This is a genomic window from Natrarchaeobius versutus, from assembly GCF_041205745.1.
GTDB lineage: Archaea > Halobacteriota > Halobacteria > Halobacteriales > Natrialbaceae > Natrarchaeobius > Natrarchaeobius versutus.
The window spans coordinates 93,062-114,176 of the sequence record NZ_JBGFCC010000005.1; the positions used below are offsets into that span (position 1 = coordinate 93,062).

At 63.7% G+C, this 21,115-nt stretch carries 21 protein-coding genes; 11 read left to right on the top strand and 10 right to left on the bottom strand.

Annotation, left to right across the window (positions count from 1 at the left end; genetic code table 11):
- Positions 1-109 precede the first annotated feature (109 nt).
- Positions 110-1,378 carry a mechanosensitive ion channel family protein gene (locus tag AB7C87_RS12580; protein WP_369729818.1) on the top strand — a complete coding sequence of 423 codons (1,269 nt, stop codon included), beginning with the start codon at positions 110-112 and terminating at the stop codon, positions 1,376-1,378.
- Positions 1,379-1,439: 61 nt separating this feature from the next.
- Here AB7C87_RS12580 and AB7C87_RS12585 read toward each other — a convergent pair whose 3' ends face one another.
- Positions 1,440-2,933, bottom strand: a complete 1,494-nt coding sequence (locus AB7C87_RS12585; RefSeq protein ID WP_369729819.1) for a PAS domain S-box protein — start codon at positions 2,931-2,933, stop codon at positions 1,440-1,442.
- A 504-nt stretch (positions 2,934-3,437) separates the two neighbouring features.
- Positions 3,438-4,106 (bottom strand): cyclase family protein, encoded by a 669-nt coding sequence (locus AB7C87_RS12590; RefSeq protein WP_369729820.1) that lies wholly within the window; start codon positions 4,104-4,106, stop codon positions 3,438-3,440.
- Between the two features lie 251 nt (positions 4,107-4,357).
- On the opposite strand from AB7C87_RS12590, the gene serB reads away from it, so the two are divergent.
- Positions 4,358-5,002, top strand: a complete 645-nt coding sequence (serB, locus tag AB7C87_RS12595; RefSeq protein ID WP_369729821.1) for a phosphoserine phosphatase SerB — start codon at positions 4,358-4,360, stop codon at positions 5,000-5,002.
- Positions 5,003-5,264: 262 nt separating this feature from the next.
- Entirely contained in the window at positions 5,265-5,636 is a 372-nt protein-coding gene (locus tag AB7C87_RS12600; RefSeq protein ID WP_369729822.1) for a hypothetical protein, read from the top strand.
- Positions 5,637-5,719: 83 nt separating this feature from the next.
- Here AB7C87_RS12600 and metX read toward each other — a convergent pair whose 3' ends face one another.
- Together metX and AB7C87_RS12610 are read right to left on the bottom strand one after the other, a co-directional pair.
- Positions 5,720-6,925 (bottom strand): homoserine O-acetyltransferase MetX, encoded by a 1,206-nt coding sequence (gene metX, locus AB7C87_RS12605; protein WP_369729823.1) that lies wholly within the window; start codon positions 6,923-6,925, stop codon positions 5,720-5,722.
- Positions 6,922-8,319, bottom strand: coding sequence for an O-acetylhomoserine aminocarboxypropyltransferase/cysteine synthase family protein (locus AB7C87_RS12610; RefSeq protein ID WP_369729824.1), 1,398 nt, complete (start codon positions 8,317-8,319; stop codon positions 6,922-6,924). Before AB7C87_RS12610 ends, metX begins: the two co-directional genes overlap by 4 nt.
- A 175-nt stretch (positions 8,320-8,494) precedes the next feature.
- Between AB7C87_RS12610 and AB7C87_RS12615 the strand changes: the two genes are divergently transcribed.
- From AB7C87_RS12615 to AB7C87_RS12640, 6 genes are all read left to right on the top strand, one after another.
- Positions 8,495-9,796 (top strand): BGTF surface domain-containing protein, encoded by a 1,302-nt coding sequence (locus tag AB7C87_RS12615; RefSeq protein WP_369729825.1) that lies wholly within the window; start codon positions 8,495-8,497, stop codon positions 9,794-9,796.
- A 257-nt stretch (positions 9,797-10,053) separates the two neighbouring features.
- Positions 10,054-10,557, top strand: coding sequence for a hypothetical protein (locus AB7C87_RS12620; RefSeq protein ID WP_369729826.1), 504 nt, complete (start codon positions 10,054-10,056; stop codon positions 10,555-10,557).
- Positions 10,554-11,018, top strand: coding sequence for a S8 family serine peptidase (locus tag AB7C87_RS12625; protein ID WP_369729827.1), 465 nt, complete (start codon positions 10,554-10,556; stop codon positions 11,016-11,018). The genes AB7C87_RS12620 and AB7C87_RS12625 overlap by 4 nt, the downstream gene beginning before the upstream one ends.
- Before the next feature lie 87 nt (positions 11,019-11,105).
- On the top strand, positions 11,106-11,720 hold the full coding sequence (locus tag AB7C87_RS12630; RefSeq protein ID WP_369729828.1) for an ArsR/SmtB family transcription factor: 615 nt from the start codon (positions 11,106-11,108) through the stop codon (positions 11,718-11,720).
- Positions 11,721-11,872: 152 nt separating this feature from the next.
- Positions 11,873-13,117 (top strand): MFS transporter, encoded by a 1,245-nt coding sequence (locus AB7C87_RS12635; RefSeq protein WP_369729830.1) that lies wholly within the window; start codon positions 11,873-11,875, stop codon positions 13,115-13,117.
- A 125-nt stretch (positions 13,118-13,242) separates the two neighbouring features.
- Positions 13,243-13,716 (top strand): plastocyanin/azurin family copper-binding protein, encoded by a 474-nt coding sequence (locus tag AB7C87_RS12640; protein WP_369729832.1) that lies wholly within the window; start codon positions 13,243-13,245, stop codon positions 13,714-13,716.
- A gap of 512 nt (positions 13,717-14,228) precedes the next feature.
- Here the strand turns inward: AB7C87_RS12640 and AB7C87_RS12645 are convergent.
- From AB7C87_RS12645 to AB7C87_RS12655, 3 genes are all read right to left on the bottom strand, one after another.
- The gene (locus AB7C87_RS12645) at positions 14,229-15,371 is read right to left on the bottom strand and encodes an MBL fold metallo-hydrolase (RefSeq protein ID WP_369729833.1); all 1,143 of its coding nucleotides are present in this window, start codon (positions 15,369-15,371) and stop codon (positions 14,229-14,231) included.
- Positions 15,372-15,485: 114 nt separating this feature from the next.
- Entirely contained in the window at positions 15,486-15,644 is a 159-nt protein-coding gene (locus AB7C87_RS12650; protein ID WP_369729834.1) for a hypothetical protein, read from the bottom strand.
- Positions 15,645-15,925: 281 nt separating this feature from the next.
- Entirely contained in the window at positions 15,926-16,309 is a 384-nt protein-coding gene (locus tag AB7C87_RS12655) for a dihydroneopterin aldolase family protein (RefSeq protein ID WP_369729835.1), read from the bottom strand.
- A gap of 203 nt (positions 16,310-16,512) precedes the next feature.
- Between AB7C87_RS12655 and azf the strand changes: the two genes are divergently transcribed.
- The gene (gene azf, locus AB7C87_RS12660) at positions 16,513-17,256 is read left to right on the top strand and encodes an NAD-dependent glucose-6-phosphate dehydrogenase Azf (RefSeq protein ID WP_369729836.1); all 744 of its coding nucleotides are present in this window, start codon (positions 16,513-16,515) and stop codon (positions 17,254-17,256) included.
- A gap of 58 nt (positions 17,257-17,314) precedes the next feature.
- On the opposite strand, the gene AB7C87_RS12665 is transcribed toward azf, so the two are convergent.
- From AB7C87_RS12665 to AB7C87_RS12675, 3 genes are all read right to left on the bottom strand, one after another.
- Positions 17,315-17,929, bottom strand: a complete 615-nt coding sequence (locus tag AB7C87_RS12665) for a DUF309 domain-containing protein (RefSeq protein WP_369729837.1) — start codon at positions 17,927-17,929, stop codon at positions 17,315-17,317.
- 251 nt (positions 17,930-18,180) lie between these two features.
- Positions 18,181-19,323, bottom strand: a complete 1,143-nt coding sequence (locus AB7C87_RS12670; RefSeq protein WP_369729838.1) for an aminopeptidase — start codon at positions 19,321-19,323, stop codon at positions 18,181-18,183.
- A gap of 150 nt (positions 19,324-19,473) precedes the next feature.
- Positions 19,474-20,190, bottom strand: a complete 717-nt coding sequence (locus tag AB7C87_RS12675) for a queuosine precursor transporter (RefSeq protein WP_369729839.1) — start codon at positions 20,188-20,190, stop codon at positions 19,474-19,476.
- Positions 20,191-20,636: 446 nt separating this feature from the next.
- Between AB7C87_RS12675 and AB7C87_RS12680 the strand changes: the two genes are divergently transcribed.
- Positions 20,637-20,831, top strand: a complete 195-nt coding sequence (locus AB7C87_RS12680) for a cold-shock protein (protein ID WP_006087767.1) — start codon at positions 20,637-20,639, stop codon at positions 20,829-20,831.
- Positions 20,832-21,115: the final 284 nt, after the last annotated feature.

Consider the following 21,115-nt stretch of genomic DNA (forward strand, 5'->3'; position numbering starts at 1 on the left):
GGCTGAATGGCGGTCAACGTTGTGGTAGCGGGACCGTCGCCGACGCCCGGCTCACGGCGGTCGACCAGACAGTATTTGGTCTTCGGTTAACTATGCCTTAGCGACGGTTATGACGGTATTTCTCTCGAACGCGCCGGGGCGGGGCGACTCGAGTGTCGCGACGACGATCCCAGAGGCCGCTGGACCGGAAGTGTTCGTCGCCGAACTGGGGTCGTTCGTCGCCACCGTCGAGTCCTGGCTGTGGCCGTTGCTCGCGGCGTCGATGGAGATGCCGCTGGCCGACGGTGATCTCGACCCCGGCGGCTCCAACTGGGTTCTCGTCGTCGCGATCCTCCTCTGTTCTATCCTGCTAGCGCGGTTCGTTCAGTGGGCGAGCCGTCGGTACCTGGCGAACGCGGACGCGGAGACGACGCTCGGTCGCGCGGCGTTCGCCGAGATCCACACGCCGTTTGCGGTCACGATCGGACTGCTCGGCGTCTACCTCAGCCTGCTCGTCCTGGATCTCCTCGATTCGACGCCGACCGTCGTGGCGCTCATTTCGACTGCGCTGATCGTTCTCTGGGCTCGAGCGTCGATCAGGATCGGCCGACGCTGGATCAACGTCCTCCAGGAAGGGGAGTCGGGCTACGAGTTCGCGCCGATGTTCGGCAATCTCTGGACGGTGACGGTCGTCATCGGCGCCGCGTTGCTTCTGGTTTCGGTCTGGAATCTGACGGTCACGCCGTTTCTCGCTTCGGCGGGAATCCTCGGGATCGTCCTCGGATTCGCCGCACAGGATGCGATCGGCAACCTGATCGGTGGCCTCGCGCTCTACGTCGACAACACCTACAAGATCGGCGACGTCATCCGGATCGAAGACGACATGCGAGGGACAGTCACCGACGTCGGCATCCGAAGTACGACGGTGCTGACCGAGGACAACCTGCTCGTGACCGTTCCGAACGCGATGTTGAACTCGACGCAGGTGGTCAACGAGAGCGCGCCACAGCGCCACATGCGGCTTCGAATCCCGATTACGGCCGCTTACGGCTCCGACTACGAGACGGTCGAGCGACTCGTCCTCGAGGTCTGCGAGGAGTGTTCGCTCGTCCGCGAAACGCCGACACCGCGGGTGCTGTTCGTCGAGTTTGGCGACTCCGCACTGGTGTTCGAACTCCGAGCGTACATCAACCACCCGCTGGTCGAACGACGCGCGATCGACCAGATCAACCGTGGCGTCTACGACGCATTCGACGAGGCGGAAATCACGATCCCGTTCCCACAACGGGAACTCAGCTTTCTCGAGGAGCCGTCGGACGCCGAGTACGGGTTCGAAGAATCCGATCTGACGGTCGAGCGGTCGGCCGATCGAGACGGTCCCGACGAGAGCTTACAGTAGCCACTGAACGTCACTGTACACCCGATCGCCAGATGGATCGGCGATCGGTGTGTACATCGTTTCAGTTGTTACTATAGCACGGATCCGCGTTCCCAGCCTCGAGATCCCGCGGAAGCGAGACCGTAACGCATCCACCGGACGAGCGGGATTCGTACTCGAGGGAGCCGCCGTAATCGTCGACGATCAATCCAGCCAACCAGAGTCCGAGACCGCTTCCGTGGTCGATCTGTGTCACCGGCTCCTCGTTGAAGATCCCCGTTCGTTCGGATTCGGGAATACCGGGACCGTCGTCGAGGACCCCGACCTCGACGGTTTCGTCCGTACTGGTAACGACGATTTCGACGACGGGTTCGGTCTCGTCCGTGTGTTGGATCGCGTTCTCGAGGAGTTCGGAGAGAACGGTCCGGAGCCGACAGTCGGCGACCGGAGTCGGCAGTTTGTCCTCCACGACAGTGATGGCGACCGTACTCGAGGGAAACTCCTCCCGAAGTTCGGTCGTTAGGTCCTCGAGGAGACGCCGGAGGTCGATCGGACGCTGTGAGTGATTCTGTCCCAGCGTCGCGTCGGCGAGTTTCTTCGCGGTTTCGTTGGTCCCGATGAGCTTCTGTGTAGTCGACACGATGTCCGCCGCGTACGCACCGTGGCGGTCGTCCTCGAGGGACTCCTCGAGGGTTTCGGCGAACCCGCTGATGACGTTGAGGTCGTTTCGGAGGTTGTGCCGGAGGAGGCGGTGGAGGACCTGAAGGTGCTGTTCGCGCATCTTGAGGTCGGTGATGTCTCGCCCCTCGGGAATCAGCAGGCGGATATCGTCCTGGTGGTCCGTCACCGGACGGACGGAAAAGTCGATGATCGCCGTCCGCTCGGCACCGCGGATACGGACCTCTTTGCGGAAGAAATCGCCTTTTCGGGCGCGCTCGACGGCTTCTCGAGCGGTCGATCGCGATTCTTCGGTCGACTGGAACCAGAACGTCTCCCAGATCGGCTTTCCGACGATATCCTCACGGTCGACGCCCGCGAACGAAAGCGCCGTCTCGTTCGCCTCGATCAGCGTCCCGTCGAGTTCCAGCAACCCGGTGAACTGGTAGGTGTTGTTGAACACCGCCTCGAAGCGCTGTTCCCGATACTTCTGTTCCGAGAGGTCTCGAAACAACCCGGTAAACAGGCGCTCCCCATCGAGACGGTGTTCACGAAGGCTGACCAACACTGGAACCTCGTGCCCACCTTTGTGCAACGCTGGCAGTTCGATTCCGCTCCAGTCGATGTGTTTCTCGCCGGTTCGAAGGTACTTTTTCAGACCGGCCAGATGTGCGGCTCTGAGGCGTTCCGGGATGAGCTCCATCTTCGAGCGGCCGATGAGTTCGTCCGGACTGTAGCCGAGGATCTCCTCGATTGCCGGATTCGCGAACAGGATCGTACTCTCGGCGTCGATCGTAAGAAGCCCCTCGGAGGTGTTCGCGACCAACTGTCTGAAGAATTCGTCTTCGTCGAACGGAGAACGTGGCGACTCGAGGGATCGATCGTCGTCGGCATCAGTCGACTCGTTCCCTCGACTCATCGTGTTGATAGTGCGCGAAGATACGTTCGACTCCTGTGGTAAATAACTACGGGCTACACATCAACGACACTGAGTGTTTCCGACCGGACGGGAGTATCCGACTATTGCCGGTATTTCGTGGGCGGTATGACTGGGGTTTGATGTAACGACGGCGGCCGACGACTGCATCGTCGTATGGGAGCCACTGAACGCCGATGCACAGCTGATCGCCAGAGAGCTGCGCGGTTCGGAGTGAACGGAGTGAACGAGAACCGCGGAACGGCGAACGGGGAACGCAGTGACCCGTGAGTGAACGGAGTCGTTCGAACGACCAGCGGTCGTTCGTGATGACGAAAATCGAAGGTTTTCGAACCACGAGTGAGAACCGCGGCGGAGTAAGCGGGGAACGCAGTGAACCGTGAACTCGGCGATCAGTGTGTGAATAGTTCCCGTTGTTACTATCGCCCTTGAAACGAGTTGCACACCGATCACAACGTCGTTCTGTGATCGAGTCCGCATTGATTTTCAGGAGCGACTGTGTTCGAGTTCGGCAACCGCCCGGACTGGAGCGCCGTCGGCGTCGGCCAGCGGGAGCGGGAACGCGTACAGGCGGAACCGTTCGGGGAGGCCCTCGAGATTGGCCAGGTTCTCGACGATGGGAAGACCGGCACCCAGCAGTTCGCGGTGGACGGGAAAGCCCTCGGGTTCGTCTTCCCCGGCGTTTTCAGTCGGCGTCGGGTCGGGATTGAGCGTGTCGGTGCCGACGCCACAGCCTGCCTCGCGGAGCGTTCGGGCAACCGCCGGCGACAGGTAAGGGTGATCGAGAGCATCGTCGGACCCCCAGTGCTCGTCGTACCCGGTCCGAACGACGAGAAGATCGACGGGATCGCCGGCGTCGCCCAGATCGACGGGGATCGCGTCCAGTCCGATCCGCTCGCGCGGCGAACACGGCGCGAGGTCGACGAACCGCGTCTCGAGGACGAACTCGCCGACGTCTCGGTCCTCGAGGTCGTCGCCGTCGGGTTCGGTGTGACTCGGCGCGTCGACGTGCGTCCCGGTGTGGCTCCCGCAGTGAACCTCGAGGACGGCCGCGCCGTCGGCCGACACCGTCGCCGCCTGTGAGACCGTCACGTCGGGATCGCCCGGATAGGTTTGCATTCCCGTCTCGATCCGATGGGAGAGATCGCGGTACATGACCGTTCGTTCGAGGGGAGCTCCCAAGAAGGCTGTCGGCTGTCGAGAGGAGTTTCTCAGTCGCCTGTCGACTACCGAGTGGTCAGGACGGGGGCGATTCGGTCTTTCCCGTCGGCACTCGAGCGGCCGATGAAGCGAACAGGGTGGGTCGGTCGACGCCGCGGATTCGGACGCCGTGTGGACGGTATCCGCTCGAGCCGACCGAAGCGAAACCTGAACTGGTTTATTCGGTCGACTACAATCGCCGACCGATGACAGTCGTCGCCTTCGACTTCGACGGAACGCTATCGGACTCCGAGATGACCGTCCTGCTCGGCGAGCGGGTCAACGTCGCCGACGAGATGGCGGAGATCACCGAACGCGCGATGAACGACGAGATCGGCTACGCCGAGAGCCTCCGCGAACGGGCGGCCCTGCTCGAGGGACTTCCGGAAGACGACGCCAGGGTGGCCTTCGAAGCCGTCGAACTCCGACCGGGTGCGCCGGATCTGATCGCGGAACTGAACGACGCGGGGATCACGACGGCCATCCTGACCGGCGGGTTCGAACGCGGCGTCGCGACCGCACTCGAGGCCGAAGGGGTCGCCGTCGACCACATCGTCTCGAACCGCCTGCCGATGGCCGACGGCGAACTGACAGGCGAGGTCGAGGGTTCGCTGATCGAGGGGACGAAAGACGACGCCCTCGAGGCGCTGGCCGACGACGTGGGCGCCCCCCTCGAGGAGACGGTCGCGATCGGCGACGGCGCGAACGATCTACCGATGTTGCGGGTCGCCGGACTCGCGATCGGGTTCGATCCGAAGCCGGCGGTCGAGCCCCACTGCGACGTCGTCGTCACCTCGATGGACGGCGCCCGCGACGTATTGCTCGAGGAAAGGGTCCTCGAGACCGCCTGATCGACGGGCAGGCGAATTCGACCCACACTGTGTCACCTCCGACTCGTTCGTCTCTCACGAACCGTCCGTTTTCCCGCCCTCGAGCGTCTCCGTGAACGCCACGTTCCCGTCTTCTCTGGTCCGTACGCCGTGATTCTCGATACGGTCGTTTCGTCTCGAACGAAGTTCGCCGGGAAACGTCCGTCTCGAGCCGACTGTCGCCGGAAATTATGCATTTCCACACCGAGGGAGTTATTTACTCGAGATCGAGTACCTGGTTACGATGATGTGGCAAGACTTCGTGTTCATGATCGGCAGCAGTCTCTCGATCGTCTTTCTCGCCCCAACGTTGCGTGATGCGACCGCCCGTGTACCGCTCGGGACGAGTCTCCCGTCGATGGGGATCGGGCTCGTCTACGCGATGACGTTCACCACGCTCGGGATGACGTTCTCGGCGGCCGGCTCGTTCGCCGCGGGCGCGATGTGGGCGCTGATCGCACTCGTCCGCTCGCCCGCTTCGCCCGCCGTGATCCACAACACCGACCTTGGGCTGTTCGTCCGCGACCTCCGGGTCTGGCTAAGCGGGTTCAGTTCGACCGATATCCGAACGGAGCAGTACGTCTTCGACGGCGCCAGCGCCGATGGACACCACTAACCTGTTTCGGGACGACCACCGCTGGTAGTACAGGCAAGAATTCGTATGAAGGCGACCGCGGTGTTTCGACCGGGACCGCCACCTCAATCGGAAAAGAGGCTCGCGTGAACCGGGGCGAACTCGTCTTCGTCGTCGGTTTCGTCGTCGGTGTCGGTAATCGAGCGTCCCTCGAGGCCCGCCTCGAGTAAGTCAGAAAGCGGCGGGCCGACCTTCTCGGGTTCGACGAGGAAGGCGTCGTGGCCGTGGTCGGACTCGACGACGTGGTGGGCGACGTCGACGCCCGCGATCCGACAGGCATCCGCGAGCGCCTCGGACTGTTCGACGGTAAAGTGCCAGTCGCCAGTAAAGGAGATGGTGAGCAGTTCGCCCTCGAAGGCCGCGAGGGCGTCGGCGTCGCCCTCGTAGCCCGCCGCGAGGTCGAAGTCGTCCATCGCGCGAGTCAGGTAGAGGTAGCTGTTCGCGTCGAAGCGGTCGGTGAACTTCTCGGCCTGGTAGTCGAGGTACGACTCGACCTCGCGGTAGGGGAAGAAGGCGGCGGCGGGATCGGGAGGACTCTCACGGACCGTCTCCCGGCCCGCCGAGCGGCGGCCGAACTTCCGGGCCATCGACGGCTTCGAGAGGTACATGATGTGTCCGATCTGTCTCGCGCGTGCGAGACCGTCCTCGGGTTCGGGGCCGCCGTAGTAGTGGCCGCCGTTCCAGTTCGGATCCGCGGTGATCGCGCGGCGTGCGACCGTATCCAGCGCGAGACACTGGGCGTCGAGACGGGCGGCGGCGGCGACCGCCGCGGCGCGGTCGACGTCGTCGGGATACCGTCGGAGCCAGTCTAAGACGTTCATCCCGCCGACGCTCCCGCCGACGACGGCGTGGAGTCGACCGACGCCGAGCGCGTCGAGCAGTTCGCGCTGGGCGCGGGTCCAGTCGCCGACCGTCACGGGTGGAAACTCGGTACCGTACGGTTCGCCAGTCTCCGGGTTCGTACTCGAGGGGCCGGTCGTGCCGTAACACGAGCCCGGGACGTTCGCACAGACGACGTAGTACTCGGTGGTGTCGATCGCCTTTCCGGGGCCGACGACGTCGCCCCACCACGCCCGCGCCTGTCCGGCGGTCTCGTCGCCGGCGTCGGGCCGACGCGCGACGTGAGAACTCCCGGTCAGGGCGTGACAGACCAACACGGCGTTCGTCCCGTCGAACTCGCCGTAGGTCTCGTAGGCCACCTCGAGAGAAGAGATCGACTCGCCGGACTCGAACCGGAACTCGCCGAGGTCGATCGTGTCTTTTGTCGTCATGGTCGTGTTTTGCCCTCCGTCGTCTCCCGCGTTGCGGTTTCGATCGCCTGCTCGAGATCAGCGAGAACGTCCGCGGGATCTTCGATCCCGACCGACATCCGGATCAGATCGCGGGTCACGCCCGCCTCCTCCTGTTCTTCGGGGGAAAGCTGGCCGTGAGTCGTACTTGCCGGGTGGATGACGAGCGTCTTCGCGTCGCCGATGTTCGCGAGGAACTGGGCGAGGTCGACGTTCTCACAGAAACGCTTTCCGGCCTCGTAGCCGGCTCGAGACGACGTCTCGCGGGCAGACGGGTCCGAGTCGGACCCGTCGACGCCTTTGAGGCCGAACGCGATCATACCGCCGTAATCGGCGAGATATCGCGAGGCGTTATCGTGGGTCTCGTGGGACTCGAGGCCGGGATAGGTGACCCAGGCGACGTCGTCGTGGTCGTCGAGGTAGTCGGCGACGATGGCGGCGTTCTCGCAGTGTTTTTCGACCCGCAACGGAAGCGACTCTATGCCCTGGAGGGTCTGCCAGGCGTCGAACGGCGACTGCTGGTTGCCGAGACTTCGAAGCGAGCGGTAGCGGACGGTCGCCGCGAACGGCGCCTCTGGGAAGTCCCGCGAGAAGTCGACGTCGTGGTAGGCGTGATTTTGGCCCGCGATCTCGTCGTAGCCGTGCTCTCCCCAGGGGAACGTCCCGCCGTCGACGAGGACGCCGCCGACGGTCGTCCCGGAGCCGTGGAGCCACTTGGTCGTCGACTCCCAGACGACGTCGGCACCGTGTTCGAGCGGGCGACAGAGCGCCGGCGTCGCGAACGTGTTGTCGACGACCAGCGGAACGCCGTTGTCGTGGGCGATCGCCGAGACGCGTTCGAAATCCGGCGTGACGAGCGAGGGGTTACCGATCGTCTCGACGTGGACGAACGCGGTGTCCCTGTCGATCGCCTCCTCGTAGGCGTCGTACTCGAGGGTCGGGACGAACCGGGTCTCGATGTTCCGCCGGGAGGCCGTCTTCGCGAAGTAGGCGGTCGTCCCACCGTAGGTGTCGGTCGAGCAGACCACGTTGTCGCCGGCCTCGGCGAGGACGAGCGTGGCCGAGTCGAGCGCGGCCATCCCGCTCGCAGTCGCGACCGCGCCCGCCCCGCCCTCGAGGGAGGCGAGGCGGTCCTCGAGCGTTCGAACCGTTGGATTCGCGATCCGCGAGTAGATGTAGCCGTCGTCCTCTAAGGCGTAGCGGGCGGCGGCGGTGTCGGCGTCCTCGAAGACGTAGGAGGTCGTCTGGTGGATCGGCGGCGCCATCGCCCCCGTCTCTGGGTCGGGTTCCTGTCCGGCGTGTACGCTCCGCGTCTCGAGTCCGCGACCGGCGCAGTCCGAATCGGCGTCGGTCCCGTCGCTCGCGTCGTCGCTCATGTTTAGTATGCATACTCCTCCACGTTCATATGCACCACAGTAACGGCAAAAACCGCTGTCCGTGCTGACGTTTGACACTCCTGGATCGTTCCAGTGGGGGTATCGGTTAACCCGATATTTTAGCTATACTGAACGTTAGTACCACCCGGTTCGTACCGGTCTGATGATGCCCGATATGGCCCTCCAACGTGTATCGAGCGACCGGCGAACGAGACGGCTGTTACTCGGCTTGCTCGTTCTGGCGGTCGGAAGCGCCGTTCTCGCGGTCCCCGTCGCGGGCGAGGACGTACAGTACGAATACGCCAACGGACTGGGGTTCGACGACAAGAATACGTCGTACGAGGCCGAGCAGACGGAAACGGCGGAAATGGGCGTGGAAAACACCGGTAGCGAACCGTTCGAATTCGAAATCGGATCCAGCGGCGACCACTTCCACCTCGACGCCGAAATCGTGCCAGCCGAAGACGAGACGACGATCGAACTGGACACGGCGAACGTCGGCGACGACGATCCGAGTACGTACCTGTCAGCAACGGACGCAACGGTTCGAAACGTCACGGTCCACAATCACGAAATCGCGGACGACGAACTCCCCGGGGGAGTCTACAGTATCCGAGTCGATAACGAGGGAGCGATAAACACCGGGACGCTCGTCGTCGAGCCGACCGTGCGGTCGGATACGCCGTGGTTTATAAACCGGTCCGATATCGAGCGAAACGGCACGGTGATGGCGACGGGAACGACCGGAATCGAACCCGGAGAGACGATCACTATCGAACTCGAGACCCAAGACGATGACGACGCGTACCGTCTCACGGACGAGACGACCGTCGACGATAACGGCGAGTTCGCCGCCGCGCTCGATCTGAGCGCCGCGCCGACGTACACGCGGCTCAGAGTGACGTTCGAACACGATGGCGTGGTGAGAGAGTCCCACCCCATCAGCATCCACGAGGACCTGCCCATCGAGAACCCCGAGTCCGAAAGTAACGGAATCGCTATCGTCACGGACGGCGAGCAACTCGAACTGGAAGCGGCCCCCGACCAGCAGTTCACGGGGGAGGCCGACCTCGAGGAAGGAGAGACGGTCGACGTCCACGTTCAAACGACCGAGGGGCGGTCGATTCTCATCAGTCGGGACGCGACGGTCGACGAGTACGGGACCTTCGACGTGACCTTCGAGCACCTCGAGGAGATCGAACCGGGGACCGACGTCGTCGTCGTGGCCGAGGCGGCCGACGATCCCGCGGTTAACGCTACCGTTCCCGGCATCGTCGTCGAACCGACCGAAGCGACGGAGCGCACGACGAGCGATAGCGGAAGCGAGACCGAACTGGACGATGGCGACCGAGAAGACGACGCGACGCTCCCTCTCTCGTTGTCCACCGTGGGTATCGGAGCCCTCGCGGCCGGGACCGTGCTGTCGCTCGTCGGAATCGGGACGTTGCTCGGGTTCGGACGGTTCCGGTTTGGCTGAACCCGGACTCCGACGAATATCGCACCCATTGAAATGAACTGCTGTGCCGATCTGTCGGCACAGCAAGAAGGCGTGTCGTCGTCCGACGGAACTGACTGGCAGTAGTCCGTCCGGGAATCGATGCAGATCCGATCGAACGAGATAACGCGTTTGTCACTCGTTTCACCCTCAGGAAATCACGACATTCATAGACTCCGTATCAGAATGCAGACGAACACGACAGCAGTCGCCGAAACCGCAGACGGTTGCTCGTATCGATGAATCACCGAAAACGTGCCGTGACCGCGCTCGCCGTCGTCGCCATCGTCGCGTCGACCGCCGCGGGACTCGGCTATCTCGCTGCGACGATGGACACGACGACGGCCGATGAGAGCGCCGACGAGAACGTCGTCCCGATACACGACGCCGGGACGACCGGCGAGAACGTCTCCGTCGGGGTACTCGACGTGACCGGCTTCGACCTCGAGCACCGAGCGCTCGAGGATCGGGTCGCCGGCAAAGCGTCGTTTGGAACCGACGCGGTCGCCGTCAATTCGGGCGATCGTCACGGGACGTCGGCGGCCGTCACGGTGGCCGGAACCGCACCGGATGCGTCGCTGTATCTCGTCACGTTCGAGACGGCCGACGACTACGCGGACGCCGTCCAGTGGCTGCTCGAGCGCGACGTCGACGTGATCGTCGCGCCGGTCGCGGACGCCGGAACGCTCGGCGACGGAACCTCCCCGATCGGCGAGGCGACGATCGGTACGCACTCGTCGTGAGAGGTCCCGAACGCGGGGCCGACACCCGGATTCGGGTGGCGTCGTCGACCCACTCGCTGTCGGACCTACGGGCGTCAGGGAGCGTCGCCGAGCCCGCCGCCGCACCCGGAACGATCGCCGTCGGATCGATCGATGCAACCTCGGGCGAAGTCGAACGGTACAGCTCCCGGGGTCCGACGGCTGACGGTCGGCTGGGCGTTCACGTGGTCGCCCCGGGCACCCACCCCGTTCCCGGACACCCACCGTTCGAAGGGACGTCGGCCTCGGCGGCGTACGTCGGCGGCGTCGCGGCGCTCGTCGTCGACGCCGATCCCGACCTCGAGCCCGACGAAGTACGCTGGACCATCGCGTCGACGGCCGACCCGGTCGACGGCGTCAACGCCAACAGCGGCCACGGTGCGGTCGACCCTGTCGCCGCAGTTTCGGCTGTGAACGCGGACGCCGAGACCGAGTCGTCCTGATACCCCGAGGATGATCGTCGACACACCGTTCAAATCGTCGTTTAAGGTATGGAAACCTATGTGATAGTCGAGGACCGATCGAGACTCATGTCGACGCTCACGGATCTGTTGCCGTCCGAACCGGCGTCGTCCGACGCGAAACTTCGCGTCGTCGACGTAGGGGACGAGGAAGCGGACGAACTCTTCGACGTGCTTTCGAGCGAGACGCGCCGAAACGCGTACCGACGTCTGTTCGACGAGCCGGCGACGGCCTCGGAACTGGCCGACCAACTCGACACCTCGGTTCAGAACGTCTCTCACCACGTCTCGATGCTCGAGGACGCGACGCTCGTCGAACCCATCGGTCGGCGATACTCCGAGAAGGGAAACGAGATGGTCGTCTACGGTCCCGCTAGCGACCCACTCGTGTTCGTCGGTCGGCCGGCTACCCGACCTCGCCTCGAGCGGTCGCTCTCGGAGCTGGTCACCGGCATCGGCATCGTCGCCGCCGGTGCGTTGTTCGTCCAGTGGGGAGTGTACGAACTGCTCGCGACCGACGAGCCGGGAACGAGTGGCATCGATCCGGCCAGTTACGCGGCTGAAACCGACGGGACCCAGGGCCTGCTCGTGTGGCTCGTCTTCGAGGCCGGCGAACCGGGATTGGTCTTCTTTTTCGTCTGTTTGCTCGTCGCCGCTCTCGCGTCGTTTACGCTCCAGCGGTGAATCGATCGTACTGTCGCCGGTCGTCTCTCGGACGAGCACGGTGGCCGTCGGGTGAGTGTCGTCGATTCGCCCCTGGCCGGAATCGAACCGGTTTGTCCGCTCGAGAAACAGAGACGGACGCCTTCATGAGGACGTAGTTCGTAGGCGGATCCGTGGGTGCGAAATCGAGCGATCGGGATCGGCTCGTTCTCGCCGCCGTCGTCTTCGCGGTGATGTTCTCCCAGCTGTTGCTTTATCCCGGCATCGCGACGCTCGTCGAGACGCTGGGGGCCGACGCGGAGAGTTCGCCGTTCGCCACAACCCCGCTCGACGCGAGCATGTGGTTTCTGGTCGCGGAGTTCGGCGCGTACGTCGCGTTCGTCGGCATCTGGGGTGTGGTCAGCGACGTCTCCGGACGTCGAACGCCGTTGATCGTTGCGGGATCGCTCGCCGGTGCGTGCGGTTACGCGGCGCTCGCGACCGTTCCGACGATCGGGTCGGTTCCGTTCGAAGGGGTTCTGCTCGTTCGCGTCTTCCAGGGTGCGATGACGATCGGTGCCTTCTCGTTGACGATAACGATGCTGATGGATCTCGAGGGAGGTCACGGGCGGAACATGGGCGCCGCGGGGATCGCGATCGGTCTCGGCGCAGCCCTCGGCGCCCCGATCGGCGGTCAGCTAACCGAAATCGATCCCGTCGCGCCGCTGATCGTCGCCGCGAGTCTACTGGTCTGCGTCGGCGCCGCGGTCTCGCTCGTCGAGGATCGCACACCAAGCACTCGGCGGAGCGCTCGAGCGCTCCTCGAGGGTATTCGACGACGACCGACGCTCTCGGTTCCGTACGCGTTCGGATTCGTCGATCGGATGACAGCCGGCTTCTTCGCCCTCGTTGGCACGCTGTACTTCCAGGAGACGTTCGGACTCAGCGCGGGCGCGACGGGACTCCTGCTCGCGTGTTTTTTCGCTCCCTTCGCGCTGTTACAGTACCCGATGGGCGCGCTCTCCGATCGGATCGGCCGGGCCGCGCCAATCGTCATCGGCTCGCTCTGTTACGGCGTCGGAATCCTCGCGGTCGGCGCCGCACCGTCCGTCGCGCTCGCGGCCGTCGCGATGATCGCCATCGGTGTCCTCGGCGCGCTCGTCTCGCCGACGACGATGGCGCTCGTCACCGACCTCGCCGCCGAAGACGAGCGCGGGCTCGCGATGGCCGGCTTCAACCTGGCGGGGAGTCTCGGCTTTCTCGGCGGCTTTCTCGTCGGCGCAACCGTCGCCGGGACCTTCGGCTACGACCTCGCCTTCCTGGTCGTCGGCGGTCTCGAGATCGCGATCGCGATCGTCGCGGCACCAGTCTTTCTCAGGTTTGCGATCGGAGCGAGAGGATCGATCGCCGACAGTGACGGGCTCGGTCGCTCCGAGTAATACGACGATACTGAAACGAACGGTCACCCGATCAGAACCTACCGAAAATTCTTGGTATGTAATCGCATGACTACGAACGGATAGAGGGTGTCCATTTTTATGTACTCATCTCCAACGACTGTCTGATGACACGAGAGAATCCCATTTCGCGGCGGACCACGTTGAAGCTCACGGGTGCGGCGGCGGCGACCGCACTCGTCGCTGGGTGTAACGACGACGGCAACGGCAACGGTAACGGCAATGGCAACGGCAACGGCGACGGCGAAGTTACGATCGACCCCGGAACCGACATCCGTTTCGACGGTCAGACCGCCGGCTGGGAGGGCCTCGAGCCTTCGGAGATCGACGGCGAGCAGAACCCGACGCTCGTCCTGGAAGAGGGCGGCGACTACTCCATCGGCTGGACGGAAGGCGACGGTTCGCTCCACAACATCGAGATCCGCGACGACGGCGGCGAGGTCGTCGACGACCTCGAGACCAGCGAAACCGACGACCCTGGCGACGACCAGATCCTCGAGTTCGAAGCCAGCGGCGACATGGCCCAGTACGTGTGTGACCCACACGAGACGACCATGGTCGGCGACATTCAGGTCGAGTAGCGCCACCACCGAACCCAACTTCTGGGATCTTTTCCGTTTTGACGGCGTCCGACGAGCGGACGCTGGCTAGATACCGCTATAGTAACAACTGCAACGATGTACACACTGACCGCATAGCTCACGGGTCACTGCGTTCCCCGTTCGCCGTTCCGCGGTTCTCGTTCATGGTTCGAAAATCGAAGATTTTCGTCATCACGAACGACCGCTGGTCGTTCGAACGACTCCGTTCGCTCACGGGTTCATGGTTCGAAAATCGAAGATTTTCGTCATCACGAACGACCGCTGGTCGTTCGAACGACTCCGTTCGCTCACGGGTCACTGCGTTCCCCGTTCGCCGTTCCGCGGTTCTCGTTCACTCCGTTCACTCCGAACCGCGCACACTCCGAACCGCGCTCGTCTGGCGATCAGGTGTGCAAGACCTGCAGTGGCTACTATAGTGACTGTTGGAAGTCACCGACTGTGTAACCACAGCCAAATAGCGGTTGAGTCGGAACATCGTTCCGACACTCCGCTCAGGCCGAGCAGTTGTTGGGGCCGAGTTCGAGTTCCACTCGATCCTCGGGTGGGATCTCGAGGACGCCGCGGTTTCGGTCGATGATCTCCTCGTAGTTCGACGGTTTCTCACCGGCGTCGGCCATCCGGTCGACGAACGCTTCGTTCTCGAGCGAGAGGAGATCGATCCCCATACGGGCCGCGCCGACGGTCGTCGTGATCGGCTCGCCGGGAGCGCCGTGTTCGAACTCGCCAGCGGCGGTGACGGTGACGTGACCCGGTAAGACGATGATTCCTTCCGGCTGTGCGAGGACGGTCCGATGAAGCGTCTCGTAGAGCATCCGCGCTCCGCGCTCGCCTTCGTCCTCGCTGAACTCGAGTTCGGTTCGGCCAGTCGAGTCAGCGTGGAGCGTGTCGGCGGTCAACAGCGCTCGATCGTCCACTAGCAGGTTGATCATCTCGCTCGTGTGTCCCGGGGCGGAAAGGGCCTTGACCTCCCGGGTTCCGACCGTGAGCACCTCGTTTCGGCCGAGCGGCGTGTACTCGAGTTCGACGCCGCGGTCGGCCGCCTGCTCCCCGAGGTAGTAGGGGACCTCGAGTCGATCGGCGAGGTCGAAGCCACCGGAGACGTGATCCGCGTGGACGTGCGTGTCGATCACGCCGACGATCGAGAGCCCCGCCTCCTCGGCCGCGATCACGAACTCGTCGACGTCAGCGGTCGGATCGACCACGATCGCGTCCTCGCTTTCCGCACAGCCGACGACGTAGCCCAGACAACCTTTCGCTCGACGCTGGACCTGGACGATCGTCAGGTTCTCCCCCACGTCGAGTTCGACGTGATCGTAGACGCCGCTCCACCCCTTCATTCCACCGTCGACGGTCTGGACGTCGTAACGGTCCGTCGCGGACTCGAGTTGCGTCGCGAGATTTCCCGACGAGATCCCCTTCGCACAGGTGGTGATTATCCGGTCTGCGTCGCCGACGGTCTCCTCGAACTCCTCGAGACGTCCGTCGATGTCCTCATCGGGTTCGAACGGGAAGTGGACCGCGCCCGAGATGTGCCACGACTCGAAGCTATCGGCCGGACGGGTGTCGACGAGGGTGAACTCGGCGTTTTCGTCCTGAAGATCCGCGAGTCGGTCCGCGGAGAGCGTCGTAACCATGTGCGTGACTACGAGCGCGACCGACTAAGGTATACTGTCGACCCTCTCCGGGGTGCGGACCGAACGGGACGATGCCGTATCATCTCGGCCTCCCAATCGCCCTCGAGCAGACGATCAGTACGCGAGCAGGGTAACCAGTTCGAAGAAGACGAACATTCCCGCACCGGTGATCGCGGCCGCGACGACGAGCGGGACGAGTACGCGACCGACTCGAGTGAGCGTCTCGAACGCTGAGGACACCGTTTCGGCGGGATGGGCGGATTTCTGTTCCATATCCCGTCGGCTACGCCCTCACCCTTGAAACTGAGTCAGACGCCCGAAAGACGCCAGGCCAAAACCGGCGAATCCCCACCCCACGCGCGCGACCGCCACGACCGGTAGAGCCACTGATTCGCCAGCGCCAGCACACAACCGGTACCCGAGCAGAGGTGGACTGCGCTGGTTAGCTCCGCCACACTCGGGATCGCCGTGGCTGTCGAAAACGGGGACAACGGTCCGTTTGCGTGACGATCAGTTGTGACCTCGATAGCGGTCAGGTGCGGCCTCGGTGATGGTCAGTCGCGACCCCGAACCGCCTCGAGTCGCATCAGCGGATAGTCATTCTCCATCTCCATACGCGTCACGACCTCACATCCATCGTAGTCGACGACGATCTCGACCTCGAGGAACCGGCCGGTGAGTTCGGTGTACTCGGCGCTCGCGTCTGCGAGCGCCTCCTCGAGTTCGTCCTCTCGGATGTCGACCGTGACGGCGACACAGTGTGGCTGGTTCTCGATCGATTCCTCGATCGCCCGCGTGAGGCAGTCCGCGCTCGCCGGCGAGACCGGCGTCCCGGCAAACTGGTGGTACAGCGAGCCGAACTTGATGCCAGCCTCGAAACAGGCCGTTTCGGCGTCGGTCGGCGTGGCGTCGTCGATCGGCGTGACGTCGTCGGTCATACGTGGCTCCTCGAGTGCGGCCGGGAAGGCGGTTCCGATCGGTCCAGGCGACCACAGAGATCCTCAGGGCGAACAACCGACGGCTCGTGGCACCCCCGCTACGATCCGCTCATCGACGCCCCCAACGCGACGGTTGTCATCCGAAATCCGCGCTCACGCGGAATCGCACGATACTTACCGGCGCTATCCCTCACATCGAACGAATGGCACAGTCCGTCCTGCTCACGGGGGCTGCGGGGCGTGTCGGGGATGCGATTCTCGCCGACCTCGCGGACGTACACGAGTGGCGCTTGCTGGATCGTGACCCGCCGACGGGAGAACAACCGGGGGAGTTCGTCGTCGCGGACATCACCGACGACGAGGCGGTCCGGGAGGCGATGGACGGGATCGACGTCGTGATTCACCTCGCGGGCGACCCGCGTCCGGAGGCGCCGTGGGATAGCGTCCTCACGAACAATATCGACGGAACGCAGACCGTCTTCGAGGCGGCCGTCGGCGCCGGCGTCGAGAAGGTCGTCTTCGCCTCCTCGAACCACGCCGTCGGGGCCTACGAGACAGACGAACGCACGCCGGAGATGTACCGCGAGGACGACGACTACCTGCTCGACGGCACCGAACTGCCGCGGCCGGGCAACCTCTACGGCGTCTCGAAGGCCGCCGGCGAGTCGCTGGGACGGTACTACCACGACGAGTACGGTCTCACGGTCGCCTGCGTCCGCATCGGCAATCTCACGAAGGGACACCCGCCGATCGACTACGAGCGCGGGCAAGCGATGTGGCTCTCCTACCGCGACTGTGCGCACCTGTTCGATCGCTGTATCCGCGCCGACTACGGCTACGAGATCGTCTACGGCATCTCCGACAACGATCGCAAGTACTACTCGATCGAGCGGGCTCGAGCGGTCCTCGGCTACGAACCGCGGGACAACTCCGCCGAGCACGACTGATCCCCGCCGAACGCGACTGACTACCCCAAATGTGACTGACCACTACCGAACACCGTGATCAGAACAGGCCGTCGACATCCGTTTCGCGACTCCGACGGCGATCGACGTGACCTGTGAGGCGCTGGTGGACCAGTGCTCGGTGCTCGTCCTCACGAACGAAGTCGAACAGTAGCGAGATGAACCGACTGTCGTCGTCGCCGGCCTTGAGGTCGGTGTCGGCGTACGTGCGAGCGCGTTCGATCGGTTCCTCGTCGTAGCCAAACGCCTCGGCGAGAACGCCGGCCGCGACCGCCGTCGATTCGAACCCGAGATCCGTCCGGGACGGCGTCGTTCCGTCGTGTTCGATCCGAACCGGGGGGCGGCGTTCGGCGACCTCCGGATCGGTGGCGAGCGTCGCGAGATACGATTGGATCGGGTCCAGACGAACGTCTCGGTACGTCGACGAAAGTCCCTCGAGATACTCGAGTGCACTGTCGGCCAACCCGGTTGCACCCTCCCAGTTTCGGTCGTGAGCGTGGTGGACCGCGGCGGTGGCCTGGATCAACCCGTGGAGCAACTGCTCGTCGTCGGTTCCCGCCTCGAGTTCGAGCCAACGATCCTCCCAGGCGTCGTGGGCGGCGTGGTAGTAGCCGTCGTTGTAGATGGCGACGCCGGCCCGAAGCTGGTCGCGCATACTCGTGGGTACGGACTCGAGGCTGGTGAGCGTCACGGTCGCCAAAAAATCCGGGAGTGAGACCGGATACGTTCCGCCTCCGGCGGGGCGGGCAGACACTGTGGAAACGGGGAACGGGCGCCGGGAAGCGCCCATCGACCGGTTATTGGCCGCCACCGGTCAGGGCGGTACTCGTTTCGAGTGTGGATACACGTATAATTATGTAGTCGGTTCGATTCCGTTGTGGCCGCGTTCCAAGCGGTAGGCGGTGCCTACTCCCCGAATTCGTCCTCCCACCGGAAGCGTCCGTTCCGCTGGACGACCTCGCCGTCGACCTCGAGGCGGGCGTTCTCGCTGACGTCGGCGATCAGGTCGACGTGGACTGCGGAGTCGTTGCCAGATTCGCCCACCGGCAGGCAGGCGTCGTAGGCCCTCCCGAGCGCGAGGTGGATCGTCTCGCCCATCTTCTCGTCGAAGAGGATGTTGTCCGTATAGCGGTCGATCCCACGATTCATCCCGATGCCGAGTTCGCCGAGCCGACGCGCACCCTCGTCGGTTCCGAGTACCTCGGCGATCACGTCTTCCCCACGCTCGGCGTCGTAGTCGACGACCTCGCCGTCCTCGAAGACGAGGCGGACGGTTCGAACCGACTCGCCGCGGATCGTCATCGGGACGTCGAAGGTGACCTCGCCTTCCGTGGCGTACGGTGCCGTAAACACCTCGCCGCTGGGGAGATTGTGCGAATCGTACGCGACCGAGGCCGCGCTGTTGACCGCCGTTCGGTCGTCGATGCACATCGTGAGGTCGGTATCCTCCGAGACGAGTCGAACCGCCGATCCATCGTCGAGCAGTTCCTTCAGCCGGGCCATCTCCTCGGCCAGCGACTCCCAGTCGCGGAGTATCGCGTCGTAGGCGAACTCACGATACTCCTCGAAAGCCATTCCTGCCTGCTGGGCGAGCGACCGCGTCGGGTGGACGGTCGACACCCACCGCGTCCCGAGCCGGCGTTCGCGAATCTCCGCCCGGGAACTGCTGTAGGCCTGTCGCGTCTCGGCCGGCACGTCCGCCGTTGCGCTCGTGTTTCGGCCGCCGCCAAGCGAGAGGTAAACGTCGGTCTCCTCGAGTAAGGCGAGTTCGTGAGCCGGATCGTCGTCGAACTCGACACTCGAGCGGTCATCGCGTTCGTCTTCCGGGACGGCCAACGTGCCATCGTACGCCCGCAGGTACGCCCGCGTGACCTCACCCGAGGAATAGGTCGCGAGCAGATTCGCCCCGCGTTCTCCCAGACACCGTGCGACGGCGACGGCGAGGTCGTGAGCGTCGGGGCCGACCGAGAGCACGACGTTGTCGCCCGCTTCGACTCGAGCGCTCCAGTCGACCAGTATCTCCGCGTGTTCGCGAACGCGTTCGTCCATGACGGAGGGAGGAAACGAAACCACAAAATCCCGTCTCTTGGCGACAGGGACAATCCGTGTGTCTCTCAGACGGAATGCTGTACCAGTGGCCTCGCGAGGTGATCGCGGTTGACTGGAACTGACGGACACCAGACCGTGTGACACTCGTCCTTACGCCGTCGCCGCTCGACCCTCGGCGTCGGTCCGGTTTCGAACGAGCGTGACGACCGCGTAGACGACCGGCGTGTCGAGGACGGCGATCGCGAGTTTGAGCAGGTACTGGCCGACGATCAGCGCGAGAATTGCCTCGAGCGGTAAGACGACGCCGACGCCGAGGAGCGCAGGTGCGATGGCGAACGCGATCGAGACGAAGATGACGGTGTCGATCGCCTGGCTCGTCCCCGTCGAGACGACGTTGCGGAGCCAGAGGTACTCGGAACCGGTCCGGTCACGGATGCGGTGGAAGAGCCAGACGTCCCAGTTTTGGCTGACGAGATAGGCGAGCAAACTGCCGAGGACCACGTTCGTCGACGCGCCGAGTGCCGTTTCGAACGCGCCGGGATCGACGCTCGCTTCGGCCGCGGGCGCGGCGATCGTCGACCAGACGAGCGCGAGCACGACGAAGTTGAGCACGAACGCAACGTTGACGACGATCTGTGCCGCACGCTTGCCGTACAGCTCAGTGTAACAGTCACTCGCGAGGAACGTAAGCGCGTACGCGAGTGCCGCACCGGGGAGAACCAGTTCTGCCCCAGTAATCGGCAACGCGAACGGCAGATCGAACGCGAGTACCTTCGAGGCGGTCAACTGTGCCGTGACGAGCGACGCGACGAACAGGCCGATCAACGCGACCTGGGCTACCGTCGGTGCTCCGTGACGATCGGTCATACCGGCTGATTTCGCTGGACCTACCTAAACGATGCTATTTCGAGGCGCCCTGGGTATTACTCCGAGAATATCGTCTGCATTCATACGGAATGCTGTGACGATGTGCCGGCGCGACTACAGGACGAGTCACAACCCCGCGAACGACGGGCAACAGACCGTATCACTCGTCTTCACCTCGAGTCACTCGTTACTCGCTTTCCGATCGCATTCTGGACGTTCGGTCGGTTCCACCAGAACAGGACCGATACCGACAATCGACGCCATTCCCCGTTATCACGAACTCTCAGCAGAGAAACCACCGTAATATCGGAGCATAGTGAAGTCCAAGTCTGAACGAGCCCGCTACATAGGTGTTTTAGCGGAACTTATTCCGAAAATTGTGTCCAAAACGAAACTAATAGTATAACACAACTGTTATATGTGTCGCGTGATTTCGTACAGTTGCAATGGCGAAAGGCAACGTTGATTTCTTCAACGACACAGGCGGTTACGGTTTCATTTCGACGGACGACGCGGACGACGACGTGTTCTTCCACATGGAAGACGTTGGCGGTCCGGACCTCGAAGAAGGCACAGACATCGAATTCGACATCGAACAGGCCCCTAAGGGCCCCCGCGCCACCAACGTCACCCGCCTGTAATACGGCATCTCGCGTTCGGTAACGGGTTTCAGTATACGAACTTTCATTCTTCGAACGGCAATCCGATAGCGACCGGTGTGTCGGACGTTCGTCGACACAGAGTCAGACGGGTAGCCTGTAGCATGAATCGTTCAGAATCAACTGCTTCGAGAATGGAGTACCCTCGTCACCACAAGAGTCTCGTTCTCGACCGACCTCGAGGACGTTTTTGACACTGGTTGGCAAGTCGGATAGACGCCCCATACGATCCGCTACAACGCTGACCGAAGCCCTCGAAAGTCCTG

Excerpts from the sequence above, each read along its gene's own strand:
- AB7C87_RS12665 (WP_369729837.1), bottom strand. The coding sequence starts at position 17,929 with ATGCGCGACCAGCTTCGGGCCGGCGTCGCCATCTACAACGACGGCTAC.
- AB7C87_RS12600 (WP_369729822.1), top strand. The coding sequence starts at position 5,265 with ATGATGTGGCAAGACTTCGTGTTCATGATCGGCAGCAGTCTCTCGATC.
- AB7C87_RS12640 (WP_369729832.1), top strand. The coding sequence starts at position 13,243 with ATGACACGAGAGAATCCCATTTCGCGGCGGACCACGTTGAAGCTCACG.
- metX (WP_369729823.1), bottom strand. The coding sequence starts at position 6,925 with ATGACGACAAAAGACACGATCGACCTCGGCGAGTTCCGGTTCGAGTCC.
- AB7C87_RS12675 (WP_369729839.1), bottom strand. The coding sequence starts at position 20,190 with ATGACCGATCGTCACGGAGCACCGACGGTAGCCCAGGTCGCGTTGATC.
- azf (WP_369729836.1), top strand. The coding sequence starts at position 16,513 with ATGGCACAGTCCGTCCTGCTCACGGGGGCTGCGGGGCGTGTCGGGGAT.
- AB7C87_RS12585 (WP_369729819.1), bottom strand. The coding sequence starts at position 2,933 with ATGAGTCGAGGGAACGAGTCGACTGATGCCGACGACGATCGATCCCTC.
- AB7C87_RS12615 (WP_369729825.1), top strand. The coding sequence starts at position 8,495 with ATGGCCCTCCAACGTGTATCGAGCGACCGGCGAACGAGACGGCTGTTA.
- AB7C87_RS12655 (WP_369729835.1), bottom strand. The coding sequence starts at position 16,309 with ATGACCGACGACGTCACGCCGATCGACGACGCCACGCCGACCGACGCC.
- AB7C87_RS12610 (WP_369729824.1), bottom strand. The coding sequence starts at position 8,319 with ATGAGCGACGACGCGAGCGACGGGACCGACGCCGATTCGGACTGCGCC.
- AB7C87_RS12645 (WP_369729833.1), bottom strand. The coding sequence starts at position 15,371 with ATGGTTACGACGCTCTCCGCGGACCGACTCGCGGATCTTCAGGACGAA.
- AB7C87_RS12580 (WP_369729818.1), top strand. The coding sequence starts at position 110 with ATGACGGTATTTCTCTCGAACGCGCCGGGGCGGGGCGACTCGAGTGTC.
- AB7C87_RS12670 (WP_369729838.1), bottom strand. The coding sequence starts at position 19,323 with ATGGACGAACGCGTTCGCGAACACGCGGAGATACTGGTCGACTGGAGC.
- AB7C87_RS12590 (WP_369729820.1), bottom strand. The coding sequence starts at position 4,106 with ATGTACCGCGATCTCTCCCATCGGATCGAGACGGGAATGCAAACCTAT.
- AB7C87_RS12630 (WP_369729828.1), top strand. The coding sequence starts at position 11,106 with ATGTCGACGCTCACGGATCTGTTGCCGTCCGAACCGGCGTCGTCCGAC.
- serB (WP_369729821.1), top strand. The coding sequence starts at position 4,358 with ATGACAGTCGTCGCCTTCGACTTCGACGGAACGCTATCGGACTCCGAG.
- AB7C87_RS12680 (WP_006087767.1), top strand. The coding sequence starts at position 20,637 with ATGGCGAAAGGCAACGTTGATTTCTTCAACGACACAGGCGGTTACGGT.
- AB7C87_RS12650 (WP_369729834.1), bottom strand. The coding sequence starts at position 15,644 with ATGGAACAGAAATCCGCCCATCCCGCCGAAACGGTGTCCTCAGCGTTC.
- AB7C87_RS12620 (WP_369729826.1), top strand. The coding sequence starts at position 10,054 with ATGAATCACCGAAAACGTGCCGTGACCGCGCTCGCCGTCGTCGCCATC.